The 22,671-nt window shown below is 46.2% G+C and carries 23 protein-coding genes and 2 pseudogenes; all 25 read left to right on the top strand.

Annotation, left to right across the window (positions count from 1 at the left end; genetic code table 11):
- The first annotated feature begins 93 nt into the window (after positions 1 to 93).
- Positions 94 to 744: a fructose-6-phosphate aldolase gene (fsa, locus tag LC455_RS24530; protein WP_223594923.1), complete on the top strand. Its 651-nt coding sequence runs from the start codon at positions 94 to 96 to the stop codon at positions 742 to 744.
- A 214-nt stretch (positions 745 to 958) separates the two neighbouring features.
- On the top strand, positions 959 to 2,248 hold the full coding sequence (locus tag LC455_RS24525) for a UDP-N-acetylglucosamine 1-carboxyvinyltransferase (RefSeq protein WP_223594922.1): 1,290 nt from the start codon (positions 959 to 961) through the stop codon (positions 2,246 to 2,248).
- A 161-nt stretch (positions 2,249 to 2,409) separates the two neighbouring features.
- Positions 2,410 to 3,372 (top strand): class II fructose-bisphosphatase, encoded by a 963-nt coding sequence (gene glpX / locus LC455_RS24520; RefSeq protein ID WP_223594921.1) that lies wholly within the window; start codon positions 2,410 to 2,412, stop codon positions 3,370 to 3,372.
- A 292-nt stretch (positions 3,373 to 3,664) separates the two neighbouring features.
- On the top strand, positions 3,665 to 4,930 hold the full coding sequence (rho, locus tag LC455_RS24515) for a transcription termination factor Rho (protein ID WP_223594920.1): 1,266 nt from the start codon (positions 3,665 to 3,667) through the stop codon (positions 4,928 to 4,930).
- Positions 4,931 to 5,141: 211 nt separating this feature from the next.
- Positions 5,142 to 5,351, top strand: coding sequence for a 50S ribosomal protein L31 (rpmE, locus tag LC455_RS24510; RefSeq protein ID WP_223594919.1), 210 nt, complete (start codon positions 5,142 to 5,144; stop codon positions 5,349 to 5,351).
- Between the two features lie 125 nt (positions 5,352 to 5,476).
- On the top strand, positions 5,477 to 6,088 hold the full coding sequence (locus LC455_RS24505) for a thymidine kinase (RefSeq protein WP_223594917.1): 612 nt from the start codon (positions 5,477 to 5,479) through the stop codon (positions 6,086 to 6,088).
- A 117-nt stretch (positions 6,089 to 6,205) separates the two neighbouring features.
- Positions 6,206 to 6,679, top strand: a complete 474-nt coding sequence (locus tag LC455_RS24500; RefSeq protein WP_223594915.1) for a hypothetical protein — start codon at positions 6,206 to 6,208, stop codon at positions 6,677 to 6,679.
- 110 nt (positions 6,680 to 6,789) lie between these two features.
- Positions 6,790 to 7,863, top strand: a complete 1,074-nt coding sequence (gene prfA, locus LC455_RS24495; RefSeq protein ID WP_223594913.1) for a peptide chain release factor 1 — start codon at positions 6,790 to 6,792, stop codon at positions 7,861 to 7,863.
- Positions 7,856 to 8,707 (top strand): peptide chain release factor N(5)-glutamine methyltransferase, encoded by an 852-nt coding sequence (prmC, locus tag LC455_RS24490; protein ID WP_223594911.1) that lies wholly within the window; start codon positions 7,856 to 7,858, stop codon positions 8,705 to 8,707. The genes prfA and prmC overlap by 8 nt, the downstream gene beginning before the upstream one ends.
- A gap of 334 nt (positions 8,708 to 9,041) precedes the next feature.
- The gene (spoIIR, locus tag LC455_RS31795) at positions 9,042 to 9,929 is read left to right on the top strand and encodes a stage II sporulation protein R (RefSeq protein ID WP_223594909.1); all 888 of its coding nucleotides are present in this window, start codon (positions 9,042 to 9,044) and stop codon (positions 9,927 to 9,929) included.
- Positions 9,930 to 10,037: 108 nt separating this feature from the next.
- On the top strand, positions 10,038 to 10,484 hold the full coding sequence (locus LC455_RS24480; RefSeq protein WP_223594907.1) for a GNAT family N-acetyltransferase: 447 nt from the start codon (positions 10,038 to 10,040) through the stop codon (positions 10,482 to 10,484).
- 184 nt (positions 10,485 to 10,668) lie between these two features.
- Complete coding sequence (locus LC455_RS24475) at positions 10,669 to 11,712, top strand: L-threonylcarbamoyladenylate synthase (protein WP_223594905.1); 1,044 nt, start codon at positions 10,669 to 10,671, stop codon at positions 11,710 to 11,712.
- Between the two features lie 615 nt (positions 11,713 to 12,327).
- Complete coding sequence (locus tag LC455_RS24470) at positions 12,328 to 12,894, top strand: manganese efflux pump MntP (RefSeq protein ID WP_223594903.1); 567 nt, start codon at positions 12,328 to 12,330, stop codon at positions 12,892 to 12,894.
- 74 nt (positions 12,895 to 12,968) lie between these two features.
- Positions 12,969 to 13,772 (top strand): annotated as a pseudogene (locus tag LC455_RS32115) (Ig-like domain-containing protein); the annotation flags it as partial.
- Positions 13,773 to 13,835: 63 nt separating this feature from the next.
- A pseudogene (locus tag LC455_RS32110) lies at positions 13,836 to 14,435 on the top strand (C39 family peptidase); the annotation flags it as partial.
- A 65-nt stretch (positions 14,436 to 14,500) separates the two neighbouring features.
- Positions 14,501 to 14,941 carry a low molecular weight protein arginine phosphatase gene (locus LC455_RS24455; RefSeq protein ID WP_223594901.1) on the top strand — a complete coding sequence of 147 codons (441 nt, stop codon included), beginning with the start codon at positions 14,501 to 14,503 and terminating at the stop codon, positions 14,939 to 14,941.
- Positions 14,942 to 15,102: 161 nt separating this feature from the next.
- On the top strand, positions 15,103 to 15,549 hold the full coding sequence (gene rpiB, locus LC455_RS24450; RefSeq protein WP_223594899.1) for a ribose 5-phosphate isomerase B: 447 nt from the start codon (positions 15,103 to 15,105) through the stop codon (positions 15,547 to 15,549).
- 29 nt (positions 15,550 to 15,578) lie between these two features.
- Positions 15,579 to 16,145, top strand: coding sequence for a TIGR01440 family protein (locus tag LC455_RS24445; RefSeq protein WP_223594897.1), 567 nt, complete (start codon positions 15,579 to 15,581; stop codon positions 16,143 to 16,145).
- 170 nt (positions 16,146 to 16,315) lie between these two features.
- Positions 16,316 to 17,557: a serine hydroxymethyltransferase gene (gene glyA / locus LC455_RS24440; RefSeq protein WP_223594895.1), complete on the top strand. Its 1,242-nt coding sequence runs from the start codon at positions 16,316 to 16,318 to the stop codon at positions 17,555 to 17,557.
- Positions 17,558 to 17,713: 156 nt separating this feature from the next.
- The gene (gene upp / locus LC455_RS24435) at positions 17,714 to 18,343 is read left to right on the top strand and encodes a uracil phosphoribosyltransferase (RefSeq protein ID WP_223594894.1); all 630 of its coding nucleotides are present in this window, start codon (positions 17,714 to 17,716) and stop codon (positions 18,341 to 18,343) included.
- A gap of 176 nt (positions 18,344 to 18,519) precedes the next feature.
- The gene (locus LC455_RS24430; RefSeq protein ID WP_440446423.1) at positions 18,520 to 20,727 is read left to right on the top strand and encodes a S8 family serine peptidase; all 2,208 of its coding nucleotides are present in this window, start codon (positions 18,520 to 18,522) and stop codon (positions 20,725 to 20,727) included.
- A 290-nt stretch (positions 20,728 to 21,017) separates the two neighbouring features.
- Positions 21,018 to 21,242, top strand: a complete 225-nt coding sequence (locus LC455_RS24425; RefSeq protein ID WP_223594893.1) for an AtpZ/AtpI family protein — start codon at positions 21,018 to 21,020, stop codon at positions 21,240 to 21,242.
- A 2-nt stretch (positions 21,243 to 21,244) separates the two neighbouring features.
- Positions 21,245 to 21,619 (top strand): ATP synthase subunit I, encoded by a 375-nt coding sequence (locus LC455_RS24420; RefSeq protein WP_223594892.1) that lies wholly within the window; start codon positions 21,245 to 21,247, stop codon positions 21,617 to 21,619.
- A 21-nt stretch (positions 21,620 to 21,640) separates the two neighbouring features.
- Positions 21,641 to 22,354: a F0F1 ATP synthase subunit A gene (gene atpB / locus LC455_RS24415; protein WP_223594891.1), complete on the top strand. Its 714-nt coding sequence runs from the start codon at positions 21,641 to 21,643 to the stop codon at positions 22,352 to 22,354.
- A 51-nt stretch (positions 22,355 to 22,405) separates the two neighbouring features.
- Entirely contained in the window at positions 22,406 to 22,618 is a 213-nt protein-coding gene (gene atpE, locus LC455_RS24410) for a F0F1 ATP synthase subunit C (protein ID WP_223594889.1), read from the top strand.
- Positions 22,619 to 22,671 lie beyond the last annotated feature (53 nt).

Genomic DNA, 22,671 nt, shown 5'->3' with positions numbered 1-22,671 from the left:
AATTGTGATAAAATGAAAACCGCCCTTATCTAAGGGCGGTTTCAGTGTGTTCAACGTAAACTGAAAATTTAGTCGAAATTTGGAGGGAAAATCATGAAGTTTTTTATCGATACTGCGAATTTAGAAGAAATCCGTGAAGTGCATGAGTTAGGGTTATTAGCAGGTGTAACAACGAATCCATCTCTAGTTGCAAGAGAAAAAGACGTTTCTTTCCATGACCGTATTAAAGAAATTGCGGCGCTTGTTCCTGGTTCAGTCAGTGCGGAAGTTATCTCTCTTGATGCTGAAGGCATGATTAGAGAAGGAGAAGAACTAGCTGCCATTGCCCCAAATATTACGATTAAAGTTCCAATGACTCCAGATGGATTAAAAGCATGTAATCATTTTTCAAAAAAGGGAGTAACGGTAAACGTAACCTTGATTTTTAATGCGAACCAAGCATTGCTTGCTGCAAGAGCAGGTGCTACTTATGTTTCTCCGTTCCTTGGCAGATTGGATGATATCGGTCAAAATGGTTTAGAGCTCATTTCGCAGGTTGCTGATATTTTTGCCGTACATGGCCTTGAAACCCAAATCATTGCTGCCTCTATCCGTAACCCAATCCATGTAACCGAAGCAGCATTAAGAGGCGCAGATATTGCGACAATTCCTTACAAAGTTCTAATCAGCTTGTTCCATCATCCATTAACAGATAAAGGGATTGAAGGCTTCCTAAAAGACTGGAATGCCCGTAATAACGCATAATTAATCTGCAGTTTTTCCATTTTCGTCAAATTTTTTTAATATGGATACATGAAAATAAAATTTTAGTGTAAACTATAAGATAGACAAACTGTCGGAATTTGACTTTTTATGTTGGAAAAATATACCTAGAGCCTTGCGTCAACATCAAGGTGTTTTTTTTACAAACCGCTGTAAGCGCATTCGGAATAAGGCATGGCTTAGAAGGGAGTCGAAAATGGAAAAACTTAAAATTGCAGGCGGATATCCGCTGAAGGGAACGGTTCGCATCAGCGGAGCCAAAAATAGTGCCGTTGCCTTAATTCCTGCCACCATTTTAGCAGAATCACCAGTGACAATTGAAGGACTGCCGGAGATTTCGGACGTGGAAATCTTAAAGGATTTGCTCGAAGAAATCGGCGGCAAAGTTGAAATAACGAACGATGAAATGACGGTTGACCCATCGACGATGATTTCTATGCCGCTGCCAAACGGAAAAGTAAAAAAACTGCGTGCGTCCTATTATCTAATGGGAGCAATGCTCGGCCGCTTTAAAAAAGCTGTCATTGGTTTACCAGGAGGCTGCCATTTGGGGCCAAGACCGATTGATCAGCATATTAAAGGCTTCGAGGCACTTGGCGCGCAAATCACCAACGAACAAGGGGCGATTTATTTGCGTGCGGACGAGCTTCGCGGCGCACGGATTTATCTCGATGTCGTCAGTGTGGGTGCGACCATCAATATCATGCTTGCTGCCGTTCGGGCAAAAGGACGGACAATCATTGAAAATGCGGCGAAAGAGCCAGAAATTATTGATGTCGCTACACTTTTAACGAACATGGGCGCGAAGATTAAAGGGGCCGGAACGGATGTGATCCGGATTGATGGCGTCGATACGCTGCACGGCTGCCGTCATACGATTATTCCTGACCGGATTGAAGCAGGAACCTATATGATTTTGGGAGCCGCCGTTGGGGAAGGAGTCCTCATCGACAATGTCATCCCGCAGCATTTGGAATCATTAATTGCCAAGCTGCGTGAAATGGGCGTCTACATTGAATCAGGCGACGACCAGGTGTTTGTCGACGGCGGAGCGGCGAAATTGAAGGCTGTTGATATCAAAACGCTTGTTTATCCTGGCTTTCCAACCGACCTGCAGCAGCCATTTACAACTCTTTTAACAAAAGCGACCGGTTCAAGCGTCGTCACCGATACGATTTATGGTGCCCGCTTTAAACATATCGATGAACTTAGAAGAATGAACGCCAATATTAAAGTGGAAGGCCGTTCGGCAATCATAAATGGTCCTATCCAGCTTCAAGGGGCAAAAGTGAAGGCGAGCGATCTTCGTGCCGGAGCGGCTCTCTTTATCGCCGGCCTCATGGCAGAAGGGATTACCGAAGTAACTGGCCTTGAACACATCGATCGTGGCTATAGCAATCTGGTTGAAAAATTAAATGGCCTCGGTGCGACGGTTTGGCGTGAAGCTTTAACGAACGAAGAAGTCGAGCAGTTGAAAAACACATAGAAAAGCGGAAGCGCCTTGCCCAGGGGTGACAAGCATAAGACGTGCCGGCGGGAAGGTTGTTTTTTAACCTTCTCGACGGATTGGCTTATGACCTCGAGCCCCTAGGCGCTGCAGCTAGACATTAATCGAAGTTATATAAATGAAAACGGGGGATGGAATTCATGGAAAGAAGCTTAACGATGGAACTTGTCCGCGTCACAGAAGGAGCGGCGCTGGCCTCTGCACGCTGGATGGGCCGCGGAAAAAAGGATGAAGCTGACGGTGCAGCTACATCGGCGATGCGCGATGTATTCGATACCGTTCCAATGAAAGGTACCGTTGTAATTGGTGAAGGGGAAATGGATGAAGCACCAATGCTTTATATCGGCGAAAAGCTTGGAACCGGCTATGGCCCGCGCGTGGATGTTGCTGTTGACCCGCTTGAAGGCACCAATATTTTAGCGTCTGGCGGCTGGAATGCTTTGGCCGTTTTAGCAGTAGCTGATCATGGAAACCTTCTTCATGCCCCAGATATGTACATGGAAAAAATCGCCGTCGGCCCAGAAGCCGTTGGCCAAATTGATATCAATGCTTCTGTTTTGGACAACCTGAAGGCTGTTGCCAAAGCGAAAAACAAAGATATCCAGGATGTCGTGGCAACCGTATTGAACCGTCCTCGCCACGAGCATATCATCGCCCAGCTTCGTGAAGCAGGCGCCCGGATTAAGCTGATCAACGATGGTGACGTCGCTGGTGCCATCAATACGGCATTCGACGATACCGGTGTCGATATTCTGTTTGGCTCTGGCGGTGCGCCAGAGGGAGTTATTTCGGCGGTTGCGCTGAAATGTCTCGGAGGCGAAATCATGGGAAAACTTCTGCCTCAAAATGATGCCGAGCTTGAGCGCTGCATCAAAATGGGCTTAGATGTAAACCGCGTGCTTCGTATGGAGGATCTCGTAAAGGGCGATGACGCTATTTTTACCGCAACTGGTGTAACTGACGGTGAATTATTGCGCGGCGTTCAATTCAAAGGATCACATGCATCGACACACTCGATTGTCATGCGTGCTAAATCCGGCACGGTCCGCTTCATTGAAGGCCGTCACAGCTTGAACAAGAAGCCAAATCTAGTGATTAAATAAAAACAGATAAAGGGGAGACCAGCCAGCGGCTGGTCTCCCAAACTCCATATCTCCAAGAGGGATTCCTTTCAGAAAAAATTTCCAACATTAGATAAAAGAAAATCTAGTTGATTATTTTTTTGCTAAGGGGGTAAAATAGATATTGTTTTTTATCTTGCATATTTTTCTGCAAATCTATTCATTTCAATTCTACTTCTATTTCAATTCCTCTAATCTCTTAATTACCTATTGACCATCTTTTACAAAAAGAAAGAGCGGATTCGAAGGGAAAATTTAAAAGTGTGGTGTACAAATGGACTTAACAATTTCAAGTTTAGAAAACATGAAGCTGAAGGAGCTTTATGAGCTTGCGCGTGAATATAAAGTGACCTATTACAGCAAATTAACCAAAAAAGAATTAATTTTTGCGATTTTAAAATCCCGTGCCGAGCAGCAGGGCTATTTCTTTATGGAAGGCGTCTTGGAAATCATCCAGTCAGAAGGCTTTGGCTTCCTGCGTCCGATTAACTATTCGCCAAGTTCAGAAGATATTTATATTTCCGCCTCGCAAATCCGCCGTTTCGATCTGCGCAACGGGGACAAAGTGTCCGGTAAAGTTCGTCCCCCAAAGGAAAATGAACGTTACTACGGTTTGCTGCATGTAGAAGCAGTTAATGGTGAAGACCCTGAATCGGCAAAAGAACGCGTTTACTTCCCGGCATTGACACCGTTGTATCCGAACCGTCAAATGAAGCTGGAAACAACGCCAAAACATCTTTCTACCAGAATCATGGATTTAGTTGCTCCGGTTGGTTTTGGACAGCGCGGACTGATTGTCGCTCCTCCTAAAGCCGGTAAAACGATGCTGTTAAAGGAAATCGCCAACAGCATTACGACAAACCATCCGGATGTTGAATTAATCGTACTTTTAATCGACGAGCGTCCGGAAGAGGTTACCGATATTGAGCGTTCTGTTGCGGGTGATGTCGTCAGCTCAACGTTTGATGAAGTGCCGGAAAATCATATTAAAGTCGCTGAGCTTGTGCTGGACCGTGCGATGCGTTTGGTTGAGCACAAACGCGATGTTGTCATTTTGATGGATAGTATCACGCGTTTAGCGCGTGCCTATAACCTTGTCATTCCGCCAAGCGGCCGTACGCTTTCCGGCGGTATTGACCCGGCTGCGTTCCACCGTCCGAAGCGTTTCTTCGGGGCTGCCCGTAATATTGAAGAGGGCGGCAGCTTGACTATTTTGGCTACGGCACTTGTGGATACCGGGTCACGGATGGATGATGTTATTTATGAGGAATTTAAAGGGACAGGCAATATGGAGCTGCATCTTGACCGCAGTCTTGCTGAGCGCCGTGTTTTCCCTGCGCTTGATATCCGCCGTTCCGGAACACGTAAGGAAGAATTGCTTATTCCAAAGGATCATCTTGATAAATTATGGGCGATTCGTAAGTCAATGTCCGATTCACCGGATTTTGCAGAACGCTTCTTGAAAAAATTAAGACAGACGAAGTCAAACGAAGAGTTCTTTGCACAGCTGAACGAGGAACTAAAGTCACGTCGTTCCTAAATGGAATAGAAGGGCCGGCCTGGTTTAGTCACAGGCTTAAGTTCCTTTTTCAAAAATAAAGAAGTCCTTTTCAAAAAAATCCCAACTTGCAAAAGTAGGTTACCCTTGTTATAATGGGTGCAGTGTGTTTTTAGTATTTCATGCTTGTTTTTAAGACAGGCATTTATATAACTCTGTTTCGAAAGATTCAGGGCGGAAGGAGATGAAAAGAATGAAAGCAGGAATTCATCCAAATTATAAAACAGTAACGGTGACATGTGCATGTGGTAATACATTTGAAACTGGTTCTGTTAAGAAAGAAATTCGCGTTGAAACTTGTTCAGAATGTCATCCATTCTATACTGGTCGCCAAAAATTCGCTGAAGCTGGCGGACGTGTTGACCGTTTCAACAAAAAATACGGCCTTAAGCAGCAACAATAATTTTTGCAAAGACAACAGGCGAGTGGGAAAACTTACTTGCCTGTTTTTTTATTTGACTAAAATGATAATTTTACTATAAATATGATCGTGTATCAGGGTTCGTTTAGAGGAAGGAGACGCCGTTTATGTATTTAATGAAGCAAAGCGGATGGGTTGAGGTTATCTGTGGCAGTATGTTTTCTGGAAAGTCGGAGGAATTGATTCGCCGTGTTCGGCGGGCTCAATTTGCCAAACAAAAAATAGCTGTGTTTAAGCCGAAGATTGATAATCGCTACAGTGAACAGTCTGTCGTTTCCCATAATGGCTCTTCTTTTCATGCGAAGCCAATTTCCCATTCGATTGAGATTCTGCATCATGTCGAGGCAGATATGGATATTATTGCAATTGATGAAGTGCAGTTTTTTGATGAGGGCATTGTAAGGGTAGTGCAGCAGCTGGCAGACAGCGGTCATCGCGTCGTATGTGCTGGTCTTGATATGGATTTCCGCGGGGAGCCGTTTGGACAAATGCCGGCGTTGATGGCGATTGCTGAAACGGTAACGAAGCTGCAGGCGGTTTGTACGGTATGCGGTTCACCATCGAGCCGGACGCAGCGTCTGATTGATGGACGACCTGCCTCGTATCATGACCCGGTTATCATGGTCGGCGCGTCCGAAGCGTACGAGCCTCGCTGCCGTCACCACCATGAAGTGCCAAAAACAGCATCATACCGCGGGGCGGTTGAGCAGGAAGTTTGATGTATGATACATAACTGTCTAGGAAGTGATTCCTGGGCAGTTTTTTTTGTAGGCTTGGAAAGATTTCTCTCGTTCAGTTCGGCAAGCTGGCGGGCATGATAGTAATGGAGGTGTTTTATGCGGAAAAAGTGGATGTTTTTCTCGTTTATCATGTTGTTAATGGTAACTGGATGTCAGAACAATCGTGCGGCTGAGGAAAAAGATAGCGCATATGATTTGCGGAAAGACCGAACGTCACCTAATTTTATGTCCAACCGCAATAATGGGGGCGAGCGGGACGTGGCGGAAAATGATATTGCCGACCAAAATCCTAACTTCCTTAATCTGAATAGGTCAGGAGATCGCGGAGAATTTGATGGTGAAAATCAGGGCAGCGATGTCGACAAGGCGAAAAAGGTTATTGCGGCAACAGACGAGTTTGTCACCGACTCCGTTTGGATGAATGGCGACCGGATGTGGGTTTCTGTTTATAAAAAAGGCATGCTCTCCGACAGGGAAAGAATGGACGCTGAAGCACGCCTCCACCGCAAACTAATGCGGGCCCTGCCGCGTTACAATATCGAAGTTAGAGTGAAGGAAGACCGAAGATAACATGCTCTGTTTACCAGGGCATGTTTTTTTGTATCAAAAATTGGTTTTGACTGAGTTTAACGCCTATACTATAATTAGAATGTTATGGACTAAAACTCGAGGTGAATAACTTGTTTGATCGTCTTCAATCCGTTGAAGATCGCTACGAAAGATTAAATGAACTTTTAAGCGATCCGGAAATCATTAATGATTCAAAAAAACTACGTGAATATTCAAAAGAACAATCTGACATACAAGAAACTGTGCAAACGTACCGCCAATATAAAGAGGCTCGCGAACAGCTGGCTGACGCAAAGGCGATGCTTGAGGATAAGCTCGATGCCGAAATGCGTGAAATGGTGAAGGAAGAAGTAAACGAGCTGGAAGCGCAAATCGAAGAGCTGGAATCCCGCATGAAGATTCTTCTGATTCCAAAGGACCCGAACGATGACAAAAACGTTATCTTCGAAATTCGCGGTGCGGCCGGCGGGGAAGAGGCAGCGCTGTTTGCTGGTTCGCTTTACCGGATGTACAGCCGTTATGCCGAAGCGCAGGGCTGGAAAACAGATTTGATTGATGCCAATCCGACTGGCCTTGGCGGCTACAAAGAGATCAGCTTTATGATCAATGGTGCCGGCGCTTACTCCAAATTGAAATTTGAAAATGGCGCCCATCGTGTACAGCGTGTGCCGGAAACCGAATCAGGCGGACGGATTCATACTTCAACAGCAACGGTTGTTTGTTTGCCGGAAGCGGAAGAAGTAGAGATTGAAATCCACGATAAGGATATTCGTTTTGATACGTTTGCCTCCAGTGGTGCCGGCGGACAGTCCGTTAATACAACGATGTCAGCTGTTCGTTTAACGCACATTCCAACAGGAATTGTGGTATCCTGTCAGGACGAAAAATCACAGCATAAGAACAAAGACAAAGCGATGAAAGTATTGCGCGCGCGCGTCTATGATAAATTCCAGCAGGAAGCACAGGCGGAATACGATCAAGTGCGTAAATCAGCGGTTGGTACCGGCGACCGTTCTGAGCGAATCCGTACTTACAACTTCCCGCAAAATCGTGTGACGGACCATCGCATTGGTTTAACGATTCAAAAGCTGGACCAAATATTAGAAGGCAAGCTGGATGAAGTCATCGATGCCTTGATTATGGAAGATCAAGCGAAAAGACTGGAAGAGGCTGCAGATGAGTAAAAAAGTATTCGAAGCTCTTAATTGGGCTTCTTCTTTTTTAAAAAAAGCAAATCGGGATGAGAATGCGGGCGAGCTATTGCTTCGGCATTTTACCGGGATGTCGCGGTCGCAGCTGTTTGCCAATATGCGCGATGATGTAGATCCGGCTGTGCTGTTACGTTTCGAGAAAGCTGTTCACGAGCATGTCCGCGGTGTACCGGTTCAGTATATGATCGGCTCTGAGGAGTTTTACGGCCGGACGTTCCTGGTCAATGAAGAAGTGCTCATTCCAAGGCCGGAAACTGAGGAGCTCGTTTACGAAACGCTTAAGAGAATAAATAAGCTGGGTTTAAAAAAGGTAGTGGATATCGGTACGGGTAGCGGTGCAATTGCCATCAGCGTGAAGCTGGAGCAGCCAGCATTAAAGGTCTTCGCTTCTGATATTGCGGAGGAATCCTTAATTGTGGCACGGGAAAATGCCAGCCGGCTTGAGGCCGACGTTGAATTTATTCAGGGTGATTTATTAAAGCCGTTTATGGGCGGCGAGTTTGATGTTGTCATTTCTAATCCGCCGTATATTCCGACGGGGGATATGGTGACGATGTCGGAAGTGGTCACAGAACATGAACCGCATCGGGCTTTGTTTGCGGGCGAGGACGGACTTGATTTTTACCGCCGCTTTATGCACGAGCTGCCTGAAGTGCTAGCTTCGCGCGCGCTGGTATGTTTCGAAATTGGGGCCGGTCAGGGCGAAGCGGTAGCGGAGCTTTTTCAAAAAGCATTTAAGGAAGTTAAGGTTGAAATCGTGAATGATATAAACGGCAAGGACCGGATGGTGTTTGCGGAAATTGGCTTCGGGAAGTGATCTCCCGGGGCTTTTTTTATTGTGTGGGTTTCATAATGCCCGTGAGTTTAGAAAATGAGTCTTGGCAGTCGATAAGAGAGGTTCATAAAGCCCGCGAGCTTGGAAAAAGAGTCTTGACGGTCGATAAGAGAGGTTCATAATGCCCGTGAGCCTGGAAAAAAGGGTGCAACGGTCGATAAGAAAGGTTCATAAAGCCCGCTGGGCTGAAATAAAGGCGGTAGCGGTTGATTAGTGCGGAGTAATATGAAATGTTCGGGTAAAAATATTAAAATTTACTAGTTTAAGATTCTTGGTTTCTGTCCACAATGAGGATATCGAAGGGACGGTGCTGAGAGTGAGAAGCAAAGTAGTGGTTTGGGCTTACTTAGTGGTATTATCATTGGGAACAATGTTGAGTTTATATATGCCAAAAACGGAAGCGGCAGAGAAGGAATCGATTGTAATTCCAGGGGAAGCAATCCGCCTCCGAATATTGGCGAATAGTGATTTTGAACAGGACCAGGCGATCAAGCGGAAGGTGCGCGACGCGGTTAATGCCCAGATTACCTTATGGGTGCAGGATTTAACGTCGATGGAAAAAGCAAGAGCGGTGATCAATGCGAAGCTGCCGGAGATTCAAGCGATTGCGGAACAAGTGGTGCGCGAGCAAAATTCCGATCAATCGGTGAAAGTAGAATTTGGCAAGGTTCAGTTTCCGACAAAGCTTTATGGCCAGTTTTTATATCCGGCCGGAGAATACCAGGCGATTTTGATTACATTGGGTAAAGGTGAGGGGGCCAATTGGTGGTGTGTGCTGTACCCGCCGTTATGCTTTCTGGATTTTTCAAATGGGATTGCCGTAAGCAAAGGCTTTGATGAAAAGGAACATGTTGAAGCGCAAACGGTCCAGGAAGAGCCGGTTAAGGCAGCGGTCGAACCGCGAGTGAAGACTAAACCTGTTGAAAAGCAACCACAAGTGAAGACTAAACCGGTTGAAAGACAGCCGCAAGTATCAGTGGTAAAGCAGCCGAAAGCACCCGTTAAAAAAGAGACGGTTGAAAAATCGTCAGCTGTAGTGGAAAATTATACGTTAGCGAAGCAAGAGCAGCTTTTAGAAGAAGAGCCTGTGCAAGAAATAGAAACGGTTAAGCAAGAGAAAAAACCGGTTTATACGGCAGAGGATGAACAGCCGGTGAAAGTGAAGTTTTTCGTGGTAGAGATGTGGGAAAAGCTATTTAATTAAACCAGTTCCTTTCAGCGGAGCTGGTTTTTTTAATAGATTTGCCGGTTCTATTTTATCTATCTTTTTAATATTCATAGAGTAGAAATGAAAAAAGAAGAGGTGGATAAGATGGAATTATTAATTCGCAAGGCGGGTAAAGAGGATCTCGGCAATTTAAGAGAGTTTTTGGAGCGGGCCAATCTTGGGACGGATGGAGTAAATGAGGACTCGATTGGCTGCTTTTTGCTGCTAGAAGATGAGGAAGGTACGCTTAAGGGCACGCTTGGGATGGAGGCTTATACGGATTTTGGGCTGCTGCGCTCGCTTGTCGTTACGCCTGGACAAGCTGAAAAGGAGATTTTTGTTCTTTTCGATCAAATGGTGCAATTGGCGAAAGAAAAAGGAATGCAAAGTTTATTTTTGGCAACAAATAAAGGAACGGCCCTTCCGTTTTTTGAATTAATGGGCTTTCAGAAAATTGGACGGGGAGATTTACCGCAGCAGTTTTATGGATCAAAACATATTCGACACGTTTTGAATGTGGATAACTCATTATTTTTAAAATTTTCTTTATAACTGTGGATATATCCACAAAGTTATCCACTATTTCCAGAAACTTATGCACAATTTGTGGATAAAACTTGTATTTATCCCCGCCTTCTTTTATACTTTCAAACGTACTATTTGTAAAATATGAGTCTAATCGCCGTTTTTCGTCAAATTTCGATAAAAGACTCGTTTCTGATAAAGGTGGATAACTATGAACACAAAGGTCTGGATAGTGGATAAAAATGTGGATAATTTAGAAAGTAATCCACAAATTGTGGATGCAGCGAATTTTTTGCGGGAAAATGGAGTGGTGGCCCTGCCGACAGAGACCGTTTATGGCCTCGGCGGCAACGCTGAAAGTGACGAGGCGGTGGCGAAAATTTTCGCTGCCAAGGGGAGGCCTGGGGATAATCCGTTAATTATTCACATCGCCGATAAAGAGCAGCTTAGTAGATTTGTGAGTGAGGTTCCTCGGACAGCGGAAGTGTTAATGGATGCGTTTTGGCCTGGGCCGCTGACGATTGTTTTTAATAAGAAAGAGGGCGTTCTGTCGGAAAAAGCGACGGCTGGACTTTCGACCGTGGCAGTAAGGATGCCGGATCATCCGGTGGCTCTGGCTTTGTTGAAGTCATGCGGGCTGCCGATTGCGGCGCCAAGTGCGAACAGCTCGGGCAAGCCGAGTCCGACAAGTGCGGATCATGTGCTCGATGATTTAAATGGGAAAATTGCCGGGGTTGTGGATGGCGGACCGACGGGAGTTGGCGTGGAGTCAACGGTGGTAGACTGCACCGAAGCAGTACCGGTTATTTTGCGCCCGGGCGGAGTGACGAAGGAGCAGCTTGAGGCTGTGATTGGCGAGGTTCGGGTCGACCCGGCTTTGACGGATGAAGCCTCGAAGCCAAAATCCCCGGGCATGAAATACAAGCATTATGCCCCGAATGCTCCGCTATATTTGGTGTCAGGCACCAGAGATTTTCTTCAGCGTTTAGTGGAAGAAAAGGAGAAGGAAGGGCTTTCGGCCGGAGTGTTAACGACGGAAGAGTACGTGGATCTGTTTAAGGCGGATGTGGTGCTCGCCTGCGGGCAGCGGGCCGAGCTGGAGACGGTTGCGGCAGCGCTATATGATACGCTCCGCCGTTTTAATCAATTAAAGGTGGATATTATTTTTAGTGAGATGTTTCCGAATGAAGGTGTGGGGCATGCGATCATGAACCGCCTTTTGAAGGCTGCTGGGAATAAAATAATTGGCGAGTAAGCACCAGGTCCTGCTGAATTGCGGGGCTTGGTGTTTTTTTGTATGTACGCAAGCTTTTTTTTAAAAGGAGCCCCAGTCTACGTGCCGGAAAACTCAGTACAAGAGCGATTTGGGTAACGTAGAACCCGCCTACGTGCCGGAAAACTTGGTATAGGAGCAATTTGGTTAACGTAGAACCCGCCTACGTGCCGGAAAACTTGGTATAGGAGCAATTTGGTTAACGTAGAACCCGCCTACGTGCCGGAAAACTTGGTACAGAAGCAATTTGGTTAACGTAGAACCCGCCTACGTGCCGGAAAACTTGGTATAGGAGCAATTTGGGTAACGTAGAACCCGCCTACGTGCTCGAAAACTTGGTATAGGAGCAATTTGGGTAACGTAGAACCCGCCTACGTGCCGGAAAACTTGGTACAGAAGCAATTTGGGTAACATAGCCCCCGTTTACGTGCCCGTAACCTCGATTCCAGAACTAATTCGGTCACGTAGCCCCATCCCTTCCCAATTTCCAGAAGCGCTAAAATAGAAGTAAACGCCCCAGCCATTTCCCCGCTCTACTTCTAAATCATATAGGACGTGCATATGCTGAAATAGTTAGTCCAAGGGGGCGAAGACAGAATGTCGGAGATGTTCGGAGAAGTCATGACACTACTATTAATGGCATTTGCACTAGGGATGGATGCCTTTTCGGTCGCGCTCGGCATGGGAATGCACAAACTGCGGCTCAAAAAAATCTTTGAAATCGGCATCACTATTGGACTTTTCCATGTTTGGATGCCGCTTTTGGGCCTCGTTGCAGGCAAATTTTTATCAGAAAAATTTGGAGCCTTCGCCACCTTTATTGGCGGCTTACTTTTAATCGTTTTAGGGGTGCAGATGATTTGGGCAAGCCTCAAAAAAGGGGAGGAAAAAGCCATCACACCTGCCGGGATTGGCTTAATCATATTTGCGCTCAGCGTCAGCCTCGACAGCTTTTCCGTCGGACTTTCCTTAGGCATATACGGTGCCAAAACGCTTTTGGTCTTATTATGCTTTGGAATCGCGGCAACTGTGCAAACATGGGCGGGGTTACTGCTCGGAAGAAAGGTCAGCAGCTGGATGGGGAGCTACAGCGAGGCACTAGGCGGAGCAATTTTATTGGCCTTTGGCATAAAACTGCTAGCACCACTTTGGCAAATTTTATAAAAATAAACAGGATTATCCTCCAAATAAATAGAATTGTAGAATATATCATTCTATTAATTGGGGAGGGGCGGCGTGTGCAGCCAAACATTTGGGTAAAAATTTGTATTGCTCTGATCGTTATCTCTTATTCTCTTGTTCCGGGACTGGCAACAGCGGAAACAACCTCGGAAATCCAATTATTCGAAAAAGTGACCGATCAAACGACGTCGATTAAAGGGAAAACGATTGAAAACGCAAAAGTCTCAGTGGAAAACAATCAGGGAATCCTGGGCTCTGCTCCAGCCGATTCGGCAGGACAATTTGAAGTGGCCATTCCAAAGCAGCCAGCAGGCACGATGCTGACGATTTCGGCGGAGGATGGGGCCAATCATACATACGAATTGTTAGTTAAGACAGCCGTAACAGGATGGGTTAAAGAAGGCAGCCTTTGGTATTATTATGGAACAAATGGAGAAAAGCAAACAGGCTGGATCACCGACAAAGGCCAAGCCTATTATCTTGACCAATCTGGTGTGATGAAAACGGGCTGGTTATTAGAGAATGGCAAGTGGTATTTTTTAAAAAATAACGGCGCTATGGCAACGGGCTGGATTCAAACAGGTGGCAAATGGTATTTTCTTGACTCTAAGGGGGTCATGCAGACCGGCTGGCTCCTGGATGGCGGCAAGTGGTATTATTTAAGCGGTTCCGGGCAGATGCTAAGCGGCTGGGTGAAGGACGGAAGCCGTTGGTACTATATGAACAGCAAAGGTGCGATGCAGACGGGCTGGGTTTTCACTAGCGGTAAATGGTACTATCTTGCATCAAATGGGGCTATGAAAACAGGCTGGCTGCTCGATGGCGGCAAGTGGTACTATCTCAATAGTGACGGCTCGATGAGGAGCGGCAGCTGGATCCAAAGCGGAAAGGACCGTTTTTACCTAGGCAGCAAGGGGTACGTTTCATCAGTTCAGCTGGATGTTCCGCTAGTTGCGCAAATGCCGGAGCTGCCGCGCGGCTGTGAAGTGACGTCACTCGACATGTTGCTCTTGGATGCTGGAAAAAATGTTTCAAAAATGACGCTTGCTTCCCAGGTGCGGAAAGACCCGACGCCATATTCGAAAACGAATGGCCAAGTATACTTCGGAAATCCGTATTCGGGTTTTGTCGGCGACATGTATACGTTTAATAAGCCAGGGCTTGGGGTTTACCACGGGCCAATTGCGGATTTGGCGGAACGCTACCTGCCAAACCGGGTGATCGATTTCACGGGCAGCAGCTTTGAGGAAATCTATAAGCATCTGAACAGTGGCAAACCGGTGTGGGTCATCAACAATGTGTTGTTCGATACGGTCCCATCCCAATACTGGCAAACATGGAATACGCCGACAGGAAGAATTTCTATTACCTATAAAGAGCACAGCGTCCTGATCACAGGCTATGACAGCCAATATATTTATTTCAATGACCCGCTAAGTGTTACTAAAAATCGTAAAGTTTCCATCAGCGCCTTCAAACGCGGCTGGGAGCAAATGGGGAAACAAGCCATCTCTTATCGCTAAGTGGAGCAGGCATTTTTGAATGGTGGAAATTTTGTTTTATAATAGGGGGAAAGGGGGCATTTATAGTGCAGCGGATATTATTTGTTTGTACGGGAAATACGTGTCGGAGTCCAATGGCTGAGGCGATTTTAAGACATAAGAAAATCGGTGAGATGGAAGTCAGGTCCGCGGGAATTTATGCCGCACATGGCAGCGAGGCATCGGCCCATGCCAAACAGGTGCTAGATGACAACAAAGTAGCCCATAATCACCGTTCCACGCTGTTAACGAATCAAGAGGTGGACTGGGCGGATTTGATTTTAACGATGACCTCCTCCCATAAATTTGCCATCCAACAGCAATACCCTCATTCGACCGCGAAGGTATATACACTGAAGGAATATACTGGGGAACCGTTTGACCATGATGTCATCGATCCCTATGGCGGCAGTTTAGCACAATATAAAGAAACCTTTAATCAGCTGGACAAATTAATTGAAAAAGCAATTGGAAAAATAAACTCATAAAACAAGCTCTCTTCGATGAGGGCTTTTTTTTTTGGCTGTGAAAAGCGAAGCGACTGGATCGGAAATCAACAGGCTAGTTTAACACAGTTTTTTTCTTTATATTTTTCAGGCGGTATGTCAAAATTAAAAGAAGATTGAGTTGAAAAACAGGGGGTCTTTACGTGAAAGTAGCATTAGCATCTGATCATGGCGGGGTCAATATTCGCAAGGAAATCGCCCATCTGCTAGAGGAATTGAAAATAGAATATGTGGATTTTGGCTGCGATTGTGAAACGTCCGTCGATTATCCGGACTACGCGCTGCCGGTGGCCGAGAAGGTCGCGAGCGGCGAGTTTGACAGGGGAATCCTGATTTGCGGCACAGGAATTGGCATGAGCATTGCTGCAAATAAGGTGAAGGGAATCCGCTGCGCTCTTGTGCACGATACCTTCAGTGCGAAGGCAACACGCGCACATAATGATACCAATATGCTTGCAATGGGCGAACGCGTCATTGGCCCAGGGCTTGCCCGCGATATTGTGGAAATCTGGCTGACAGAGGAATTTGAAGGCGGCCGTCATGCAGGACGTGTCGGCAAAATCACGGAATACGAGAAAAAGCATTTATAACTTTCTTTTCAGAAAGGTCGAGGTTCACGATGATCCAAGAATGGGAAAAGGAACTTGAAGCGATTCTAGCAGAATTCAAAGAGCAGGCCGGGTTTAAACCGGGACAGCTGCTGGTGGTCGGCTGCAGCACGAGCGAAGTGATCGGCGAACGAATCGGGACTGCTGGCACGTTCGAAGTGGCCGAAATGATTTTTCAAAGTTTGAAAAAGTTGCAGGGAGATACGGGTATCCAGCTGGCATTCCAGTGCTGCGAGCACTTAAACCGGGCCTTGGTGGTCGAGCGTAAAACAGCCATTGATCGACATTTAGATGAGGTTTCGGTTGTCCCGGCACGTACCGCTGGCGGGGCGATGGCGACCTATGCCTTTGAAAACATGGACGATGCCGTTGTCGTGGAATTTGTGAAGGCAGAGGCGGGAATCGATATCGGCCATACGTTCATCGGCATGCACTTAAAGCATGTTGCCGTGCCGTTGCGTGTCAATCAGAAAAATGTCGGCCATGCCCATGTGACACTTGCCAAAACGCGGCCGAAGCTAATCGGCGGCGCCAGAGCGGTGTATGAACGAAAAGACGAAAATTCAAGTTGTTCTTAATTGTAATGTTCGTGATTTACTGTTTATCTGGTGGGTAGTACAGGAAATTCATCCGGAATTTGTTTAAAAAACGAAAAATGTTTCTCTTTTATTTTCATAGTAGTTCGTGTTAAAATTAAAAGGGAATTTTCGAAATAGTCCACAGTCTTTTACATACAAGGGGGATAATCATGAAGCATTTGTCTCAACAGGACGAGCAGGTTTTTCAAGCGATTCAAAAAGAACTTGGCCGTCAGCGTACTAAAATCGAATTAATTGCCTCAGAAAACTTTGTCAGTGAAGCCGTTATGGAGGCACAGGGGTCAGTTTTAACGAACAAATACGCAGAGGGATATCCAGGGCGCCGTTACTATGGCGGTTGTGAATATGTTGATATCGTGGAAGACCTTGCCCGCAACCGTGCGAAGCAGATTTTTGGTGCGGAATATGTCAACGTTCAGCCGCATTCCGGTGCACAAGCCAATATGGCCGTTTACTTCACGATCTTAGAGCAAGGCGACACAGTGCTTGGCATGAATTTATCCCACGGCGGCCACTTAACACACGGCAGCCCAGTCAATTTCAGTGGTATCCAATATAATTTCGTTGAATACGGTGTGGATGAAACCACTCACCGCATCAACTATGATGACGTTCGTGCGAAAGCTCTTGAGCATAAGCCGAAGCTAATCGTTGCCGGTGCCAGTGCTTATCCGCGTGCAATCGATTTTGCCAAGTTCCGTGAAATCGCTGATGAAGTTGGCGCTTACCTTATGGTGGATATGGCGCACATCGCTGGACTTGTGGCAGCAGGCCTGCACCAAAATCCAGTGCCGTATGCAGATTTTGTTACAACTACTACACATAAAACCTTACGCGGTCCTCGCGGCGGGATGATCCTTTGCAAAGAGGAATTTGGCAAGAAGATCGATAAATCAATCTTCCCAGGAATTCAGGGCGGTCCATTGATGCACGTGATCTCAGCCAAAGCGGTTGCTTTTGGCGAAGCACTGCAGGACAGCTTTAAAGAATATGCCGGCAATATCATTGCCAATGCCCAGCGTTTAGCTGAAAGCTTGGTAAAAGAAGGCTTAACATTAGTTTCCGGCGGGACGGACAACCACTTATTATTAGTGGATGTAACAAGCCTCGGCTTAACAGGAAAAATCGCTGAAAAGGTACTCGATGAAATCGGCATCACTGTTAATAAGAACACGATTCCATTCGATCAAAACAGTCCGTTTGTCACAAGCGGTGTCCGCATCGGAACAGCTGCGGTAACATCACGCGGCTTCGGTTTAGACGAAATGGACGAAATTGCTTCCATCATTGCGTTCACTTTGAAAAATCACGAAGACGAAGCGAAGCTTGAAGAAGCACGCGGACGCGTTGAAGCTTTAACAAGCAAATTTACATTATATCCAGAATACTAAGCAGCAGAGAATCGGCCTAATTACTTTTATAATTAGGCCGGTTTTTTTTGAAAAATCTAACTTGTTTCCGGACCCGGTATCCGAGTTGCTCATTGCATTATTTTTCTGTAAAATGAGACGAAGTTAATTTTAATTTTACGAAAAGGGGCGATTTTTGTGGCAAAGGTATACGTCTTCGACCATCCGCTTATCCAGCATAAACTTACGTACATACGCGACATAAATACAGGAACAAAGGAGTTCCGCGAGCTCGTTGATGAAGTGGCTACATTGATGGCGTTTGAAATCACAAGGGATATGCCGCTTGAAGATATCGAGATTGAAACGCCGGTTTGCAAGACAAAATCAAAGGTCCTTTCCGGGAAAAAATTAGGATTAGTTCCGATTTTGCGCGCTGGAATCGGCATGGTTGATGGGATGTTAAAATGTATTCCAGCTGCAAAGGTTGGCCACGTCGGCTTATACCGCGATCCGGAAACCTTAAAGCCTGTTGAATACTATGTGAAGCTTCCAAGTGATGTAGAAGAGCGCGATTTCATCGTCGTTGACCCGATGCTCGCAACCGGCGGTTCAGCTATTGATGCGATCCATGCATTGAAAAAGCGCGGCGCCAAAAACATCAAATTTATGTGTTTAATTGCCGCACCAGAAGGCGTCGAGGCTGTAAAAACCGAGCATCCGGACGTTGATATTTACATCGCCGCTTTGGACGAGAAATTGAACGACCACGGCTACATCGTACCAGGCCTTGGCGATGCCGGCGACCGCTTGTTTGGAACAAAATAAATTTTTTGAAAACGTCGAGTAGAAATGCTCGGCTTTTTTATTTTCAATGCCCGTGGAAGCTTACTTCCTTCCTTTTTGGGCAATGAACAAAACTTTTGCATACTAGTTAATTATTAAAGCTAGCTGCATACTTTCCCCGCTCAATGAAAACGATATGAAAAAGGGGAAATTTACACATGAAACTTCTATTATGCCTGCTCTTGGCTATGCAAATTCCGGTATCTTACAAACCACAGCATGCACAAGCCTTTCAACCTTCAAAAATCCTAATTCATCCACCCATTCCAAAAACAACATCGGTTGCCATTGTGGTTCTTGATCAGCCGCAATCTGAGCAGGAAATCAGACAACTGATCAAACCTTACCAACATGTAAAGCTGCGCCGTATTTTTCGTGAGGCCCTTAACGGATTTTCCATCGAAGGCAGCCCCGAAAGCATAGAGCAGCTCTCCCAACAAAAACGGATCCTGAATGTCTCGCCCGTTGTCCAATACCAGGCTGAAACCGAGGAAAGTGTCAAAATTATTGGCGGCCAAGAAGTACGAAGGTATTTTGACGAACAAAACGAACGACTAACGGGGAGGGGGGTCAAGGTGGGCGTTATTGATACAGGCGTCGATTATACGCACCCCGACCTGCAGCGAAATTATGCAGGCGGCCACGACCTTGTCGATAATGACCGCGACCCAATGGAAACGAAGGCTATTGGCAGAGCAACCATCCACGGCACCCATGTTGCCGGAATCATTGCCGCCAATGGAAAAATTAAAGGCGTCGCCCCCGAGGCAAAGATCGTCGCATACCGTGCGCTCGGTCCGGGCGGCGGCGGGACAACGGAGCAGGTGCTCGCGGCGATTGAACAGGCAATCAAGGACAAGGTCGATATCGTGAACCTTTCACTCGGGAACGATATCAATGGCCCCGACCTTCCGATCAGTCTTGCACTTAACCGGGCCGTTGATAAGGGAATTGTTGCCGTGGCGGCTTCCGGCAATTCTGGGCCGGATGTGTGGACGGTCGGCTCACCAGGGACCGCCTCAAAAGCCATCTCCGTTGGCGCTTCGACACCGACGATGAAAATCCCGAAATTATTAATAGAAGGAACGCGGGAAAAATTTCGGATTCAGCCGCTCGAAGGCTCGGCTGAATGGAGTCTGGACCGATCCGTAGAATTAGTCGATGGCGGCAACGGCCGGCCGCAGGACCTTCAAAATGTCCAAGGCAAAATTGCGTTGATCAAAAGAGGCACGATAACGTTCAGCGAAAAGGCGGAAAATGCCCTCAAGGCTGGGGCAAGGGCTGTATTAATCTACAATAATATGAGCGGCAGCTTCATGGGGAACCTGGAAACTCAGCTGACCCTCCCGGTCGGAGCACTCGCGAAGGGTGACGGAGTCTTTTTGAAAAAAGAATTAAGTAAACGAAGTGTACAAGCAAGGCTTGAGGTCACGGAGGAAGTGGACCGGCTGGCGGACTTCAGCTCGCGGGGGCCTGTGACGGGGACATGGGAGATTAAGCCGGACCTGATCGCGCCGGGGGTGGCGATAAATTCGACAATTCCGGGCGGATACTTGAGCCTGCAGGGGACAAGTATGGCGGCGCCGCATGTGGCCGGGGCCTGTGCGCTGATAAAGCAGGCGCATCCTGATTGGACGCCGGAGCAAATTAAGGCGGCGTTGATGAATACAGCTAAGCCATTAACGAAAGCGGCTGCCTTTTATCGCACCTACGAACAGGGGGCTGGACGGATTCAGGTGGCTGAGGCAGTTAAGGCGGAATCACTCGTCACCCCAAGCTCGCTCCACTTTGGCAAATTTCACGAAGAGGATGTTCATAAGTCCGTCCTTAAGATAGAGAACACAAGCAGACGCACCCTCCGTTACACGTTTGATATCCCGCACCATGTCGACGGGCTTGAATGGCGGCTGCCGCTGGCGTTCACCTTAGAGCCGAAGCAAACTAAGGATGTTACGGTGGAGTTGACGGTGGACCCGGCTCTTTTCAAAGGAAAGGTTCAGGATGGATACTTGAGTCTGCAGGCGGGGGCGGCCAAGGTTCAAATTCCCTATCTCTATGTACTCGAGGAACCCAATTACCCGCGGGTGATGGGCTTTGATTTTGGGGAGGGAGATCAGCCGGGGCAGTATAAATATGAAGTGTATTTGCCTGGCGGCGCAGAGGAATTCGGGATTGCCCTGTTTAACCCGGAGGATTACCGGTTCATTGGTTTTCTCGATACGGGAACCAATCTAAAAAAAGGACAGCTTGAAAAAGTACTCACGGAAGAACAGCTGCCGCCGAAGGGGACTTACTTGGCAAAAGTGTTTGCCAAAAAGGCGGGCAGGGAGGATTTTATGGAGACGATGATCACCATCCCAAATTAGAATTATTTCCCGAAATTTCTGAAAACATTGTTCACAAAATAGACACAAAAAGGTCAAAAATTCTTCAATATTTACAATACAATGATAGTGGAAACGAAAATCCAAAAATGCCAAAAATCATGGGAAATTGTTTGTGGTATATTTCACGTAAATTCATTGACATTGACAAGTCGCTATTGTATGCTAACAAAGGGTGTAAAATGATAGGGTTTTCACATAATTGATACATTTTAGACGTATTAATTTACCTCTTACCCGCTTGACATTCTCTTGGAGTGAGGATCGATAGTATGCGTCAAAATAACCGCAACCCATTTCAAGCTATGGCTTTGATGTCCGCAATTGTCTCCCAGTTAGTTGGTTCCATTCTCATAGGTATATTTGCAGGTAGATGGCTGGATCGACATTGGGGTACCGAGCCAATTTTTTTAATAGTCGGATTGCTTGTTGGACTTGCAGCGGGAACATATTCCATGCTGATTTCAATCCGCCATTTTTATTCAGGAGAAAAATAACGATGCCAGATTTTCGAAAGATGTACAACAGGCAAAAGAAATGGATTTTCTACTTGTTGTCCATTTATGTTCTTGGCTGGGGCTTCACCGAGTACAAAACAGTGTTTCTTGGACTGTTTCTTGGGACTGTTTTCAGTTTCCTGAATCTTTGGTTATTGGTGCGGAAGACTGAAAGGTTTGATAAAGCTGTTTCAGAAGGGAAGAAGGTACGCTCCCTGGGGTCGCTGCAAAGGATGGCGACAGCCGGAATCGCGGGCGTCATTGCGCTTCGATACCCTGAGTACTTCCACATCGCATTTGTAGTGGTAGGACTAATGACATCCTATATTGTCATTATGATAGATTATTTTTATCATGCGTTGCATGTACATAAATAATGGGAAGCGAGGTGAGTTTACATGCATCATGGAGCTCCTGAGTTTGAATTTATGGGTCTATGGTTTAATGGTGCCAATATCCTGATGATTACAGTTGCAAGTTTGGTTGTTTTTCTAATTGCCGTGCTTTCTACCCGCAGGCTTGCAATGAAACCAACAGGAATGCAGAACTTTTTAGAATGGGTACTTGATTTCGTAAGAGGCATTATCAACAGCACGATGGATTGGAAGGAAGGCGGCAGATTCCACGTCCTAGGGTTGACGCTCATTATGTATATTTTTGTTTCCAATATGTTAGGTTTGCCGTTTGCGATCGTCGTTGACGAGAAGCTATGGTGGAAATCGCCAACAGCCGACCCAGTCATCACCTTGACTTTAGCCTGTTTGGTAGTGGGGTTATCCCATTTCTACGGCGTCAAGCTAAAAGGCGCAAAGGGTTATGGAGAAGGCTTCTTCAGCCCGATGAAATTCTTATTCCCATTAAAGATCATTGAGGAATTTGCAAATACCTTAACATTAGGTCTGCGTCTTTACGGTAACATTTACGCTGGTGAATTGTTACTATCACTATTAGCAGCAGGATTAGCCCATCAAGGTATCGCCGGTATGATAGCAGCAATACCGCTGACACTCGTATGGCAAGGTTTCTCGATTTTCGTAGGCAGTATCCAAGCTTACATCTTCACAATGTTAACAATGGTTTATCTGTCCCATAAAGTCAGCCATGACCATTAATTTTATACAAAATAAAAACTTATTCATACAATTTTAAGGAGGAACAAAATAATGAATCTTATAGCAGCAGCAATTGCAATCGGTTTAGCAGCAGTAGGTGCAGGTATCGGTAACGGTCTAATCGTAGGACGTACAGTAGAAGGTATCGCTCGTCAGCCACACGCTCGTGGTCTATTACAAACAACTATGTTCATCGGGGTAGCGTTAGTTGAAGCCCTTCCGATCATCGGTGTTGTAATTGCGTTCATGGTATTGAACCGATAAAATGACAAAAACTCCAGATGGCGAAGCGCGTAAAAACTTCGCCATTACTTTAT

The organism is Neobacillus bataviensis (assembly GCF_019969725.1).
Note: the sequence above shows the minus strand (reverse complement) of the source record. Positions and strands in the feature narration are given on the sequence as shown.

Bases quoted from the DNA above. Each gene is read 5' to 3' on its own strand.
- LC455_RS24475 (WP_223594905.1), top strand. From the start codon at position 10,669: ATGAACACAAAGGTCTGGATAGTGGATAAAAATGTGGATAATTTAGAA.
- glyA (WP_223594895.1), top strand. From the start codon at position 16,316: ATGAAGCATTTGTCTCAACAGGACGAGCAGGTTTTTCAAGCGATTCAA.
- LC455_RS24430 (WP_440446423.1), top strand. From the start codon at position 18,520: ATGAAACTTCTATTATGCCTGCTCTTGGCTATGCAAATTCCGGTATCT.
- atpB (WP_223594891.1), top strand. From the start codon at position 21,641: ATGCATCATGGAGCTCCTGAGTTTGAATTTATGGGTCTATGGTTTAAT.
- LC455_RS24505 (WP_223594917.1), top strand. From the start codon at position 5,477: ATGTATTTAATGAAGCAAAGCGGATGGGTTGAGGTTATCTGTGGCAGT.
- glpX (WP_223594921.1), top strand. From the start codon at position 2,410: ATGGAAAGAAGCTTAACGATGGAACTTGTCCGCGTCACAGAAGGAGCG.
- LC455_RS24470 (WP_223594903.1), top strand. From the start codon at position 12,328: ATGTCGGAGATGTTCGGAGAAGTCATGACACTACTATTAATGGCATTT.
- atpE (WP_223594889.1), top strand. From the start codon at position 22,406: ATGAATCTTATAGCAGCAGCAATTGCAATCGGTTTAGCAGCAGTAGGT.
- rpmE (WP_223594919.1), top strand. From the start codon at position 5,142: ATGAAAGCAGGAATTCATCCAAATTATAAAACAGTAACGGTGACATGT.
- prmC (WP_223594911.1), top strand. From the start codon at position 7,856: ATGAGTAAAAAAGTATTCGAAGCTCTTAATTGGGCTTCTTCTTTTTTA.
- LC455_RS24500 (WP_223594915.1), top strand. From the start codon at position 6,206: ATGCGGAAAAAGTGGATGTTTTTCTCGTTTATCATGTTGTTAATGGTA.
- LC455_RS24525 (WP_223594922.1), top strand. From the start codon at position 959: ATGGAAAAACTTAAAATTGCAGGCGGATATCCGCTGAAGGGAACGGTT.
- LC455_RS24425 (WP_223594893.1), top strand. From the start codon at position 21,018: ATGCGTCAAAATAACCGCAACCCATTTCAAGCTATGGCTTTGATGTCC.
- rho (WP_223594920.1), top strand. From the start codon at position 3,665: ATGGACTTAACAATTTCAAGTTTAGAAAACATGAAGCTGAAGGAGCTT.
- LC455_RS24480 (WP_223594907.1), top strand. From the start codon at position 10,038: ATGGAATTATTAATTCGCAAGGCGGGTAAAGAGGATCTCGGCAATTTA.
- LC455_RS24445 (WP_223594897.1), top strand. From the start codon at position 15,579: ATGATCCAAGAATGGGAAAAGGAACTTGAAGCGATTCTAGCAGAATTC.
- fsa (WP_223594923.1), top strand. From the start codon at position 94: ATGAAGTTTTTTATCGATACTGCGAATTTAGAAGAAATCCGTGAAGTG.
- LC455_RS24420 (WP_223594892.1), top strand. From the start codon at position 21,245: ATGCCAGATTTTCGAAAGATGTACAACAGGCAAAAGAAATGGATTTTC.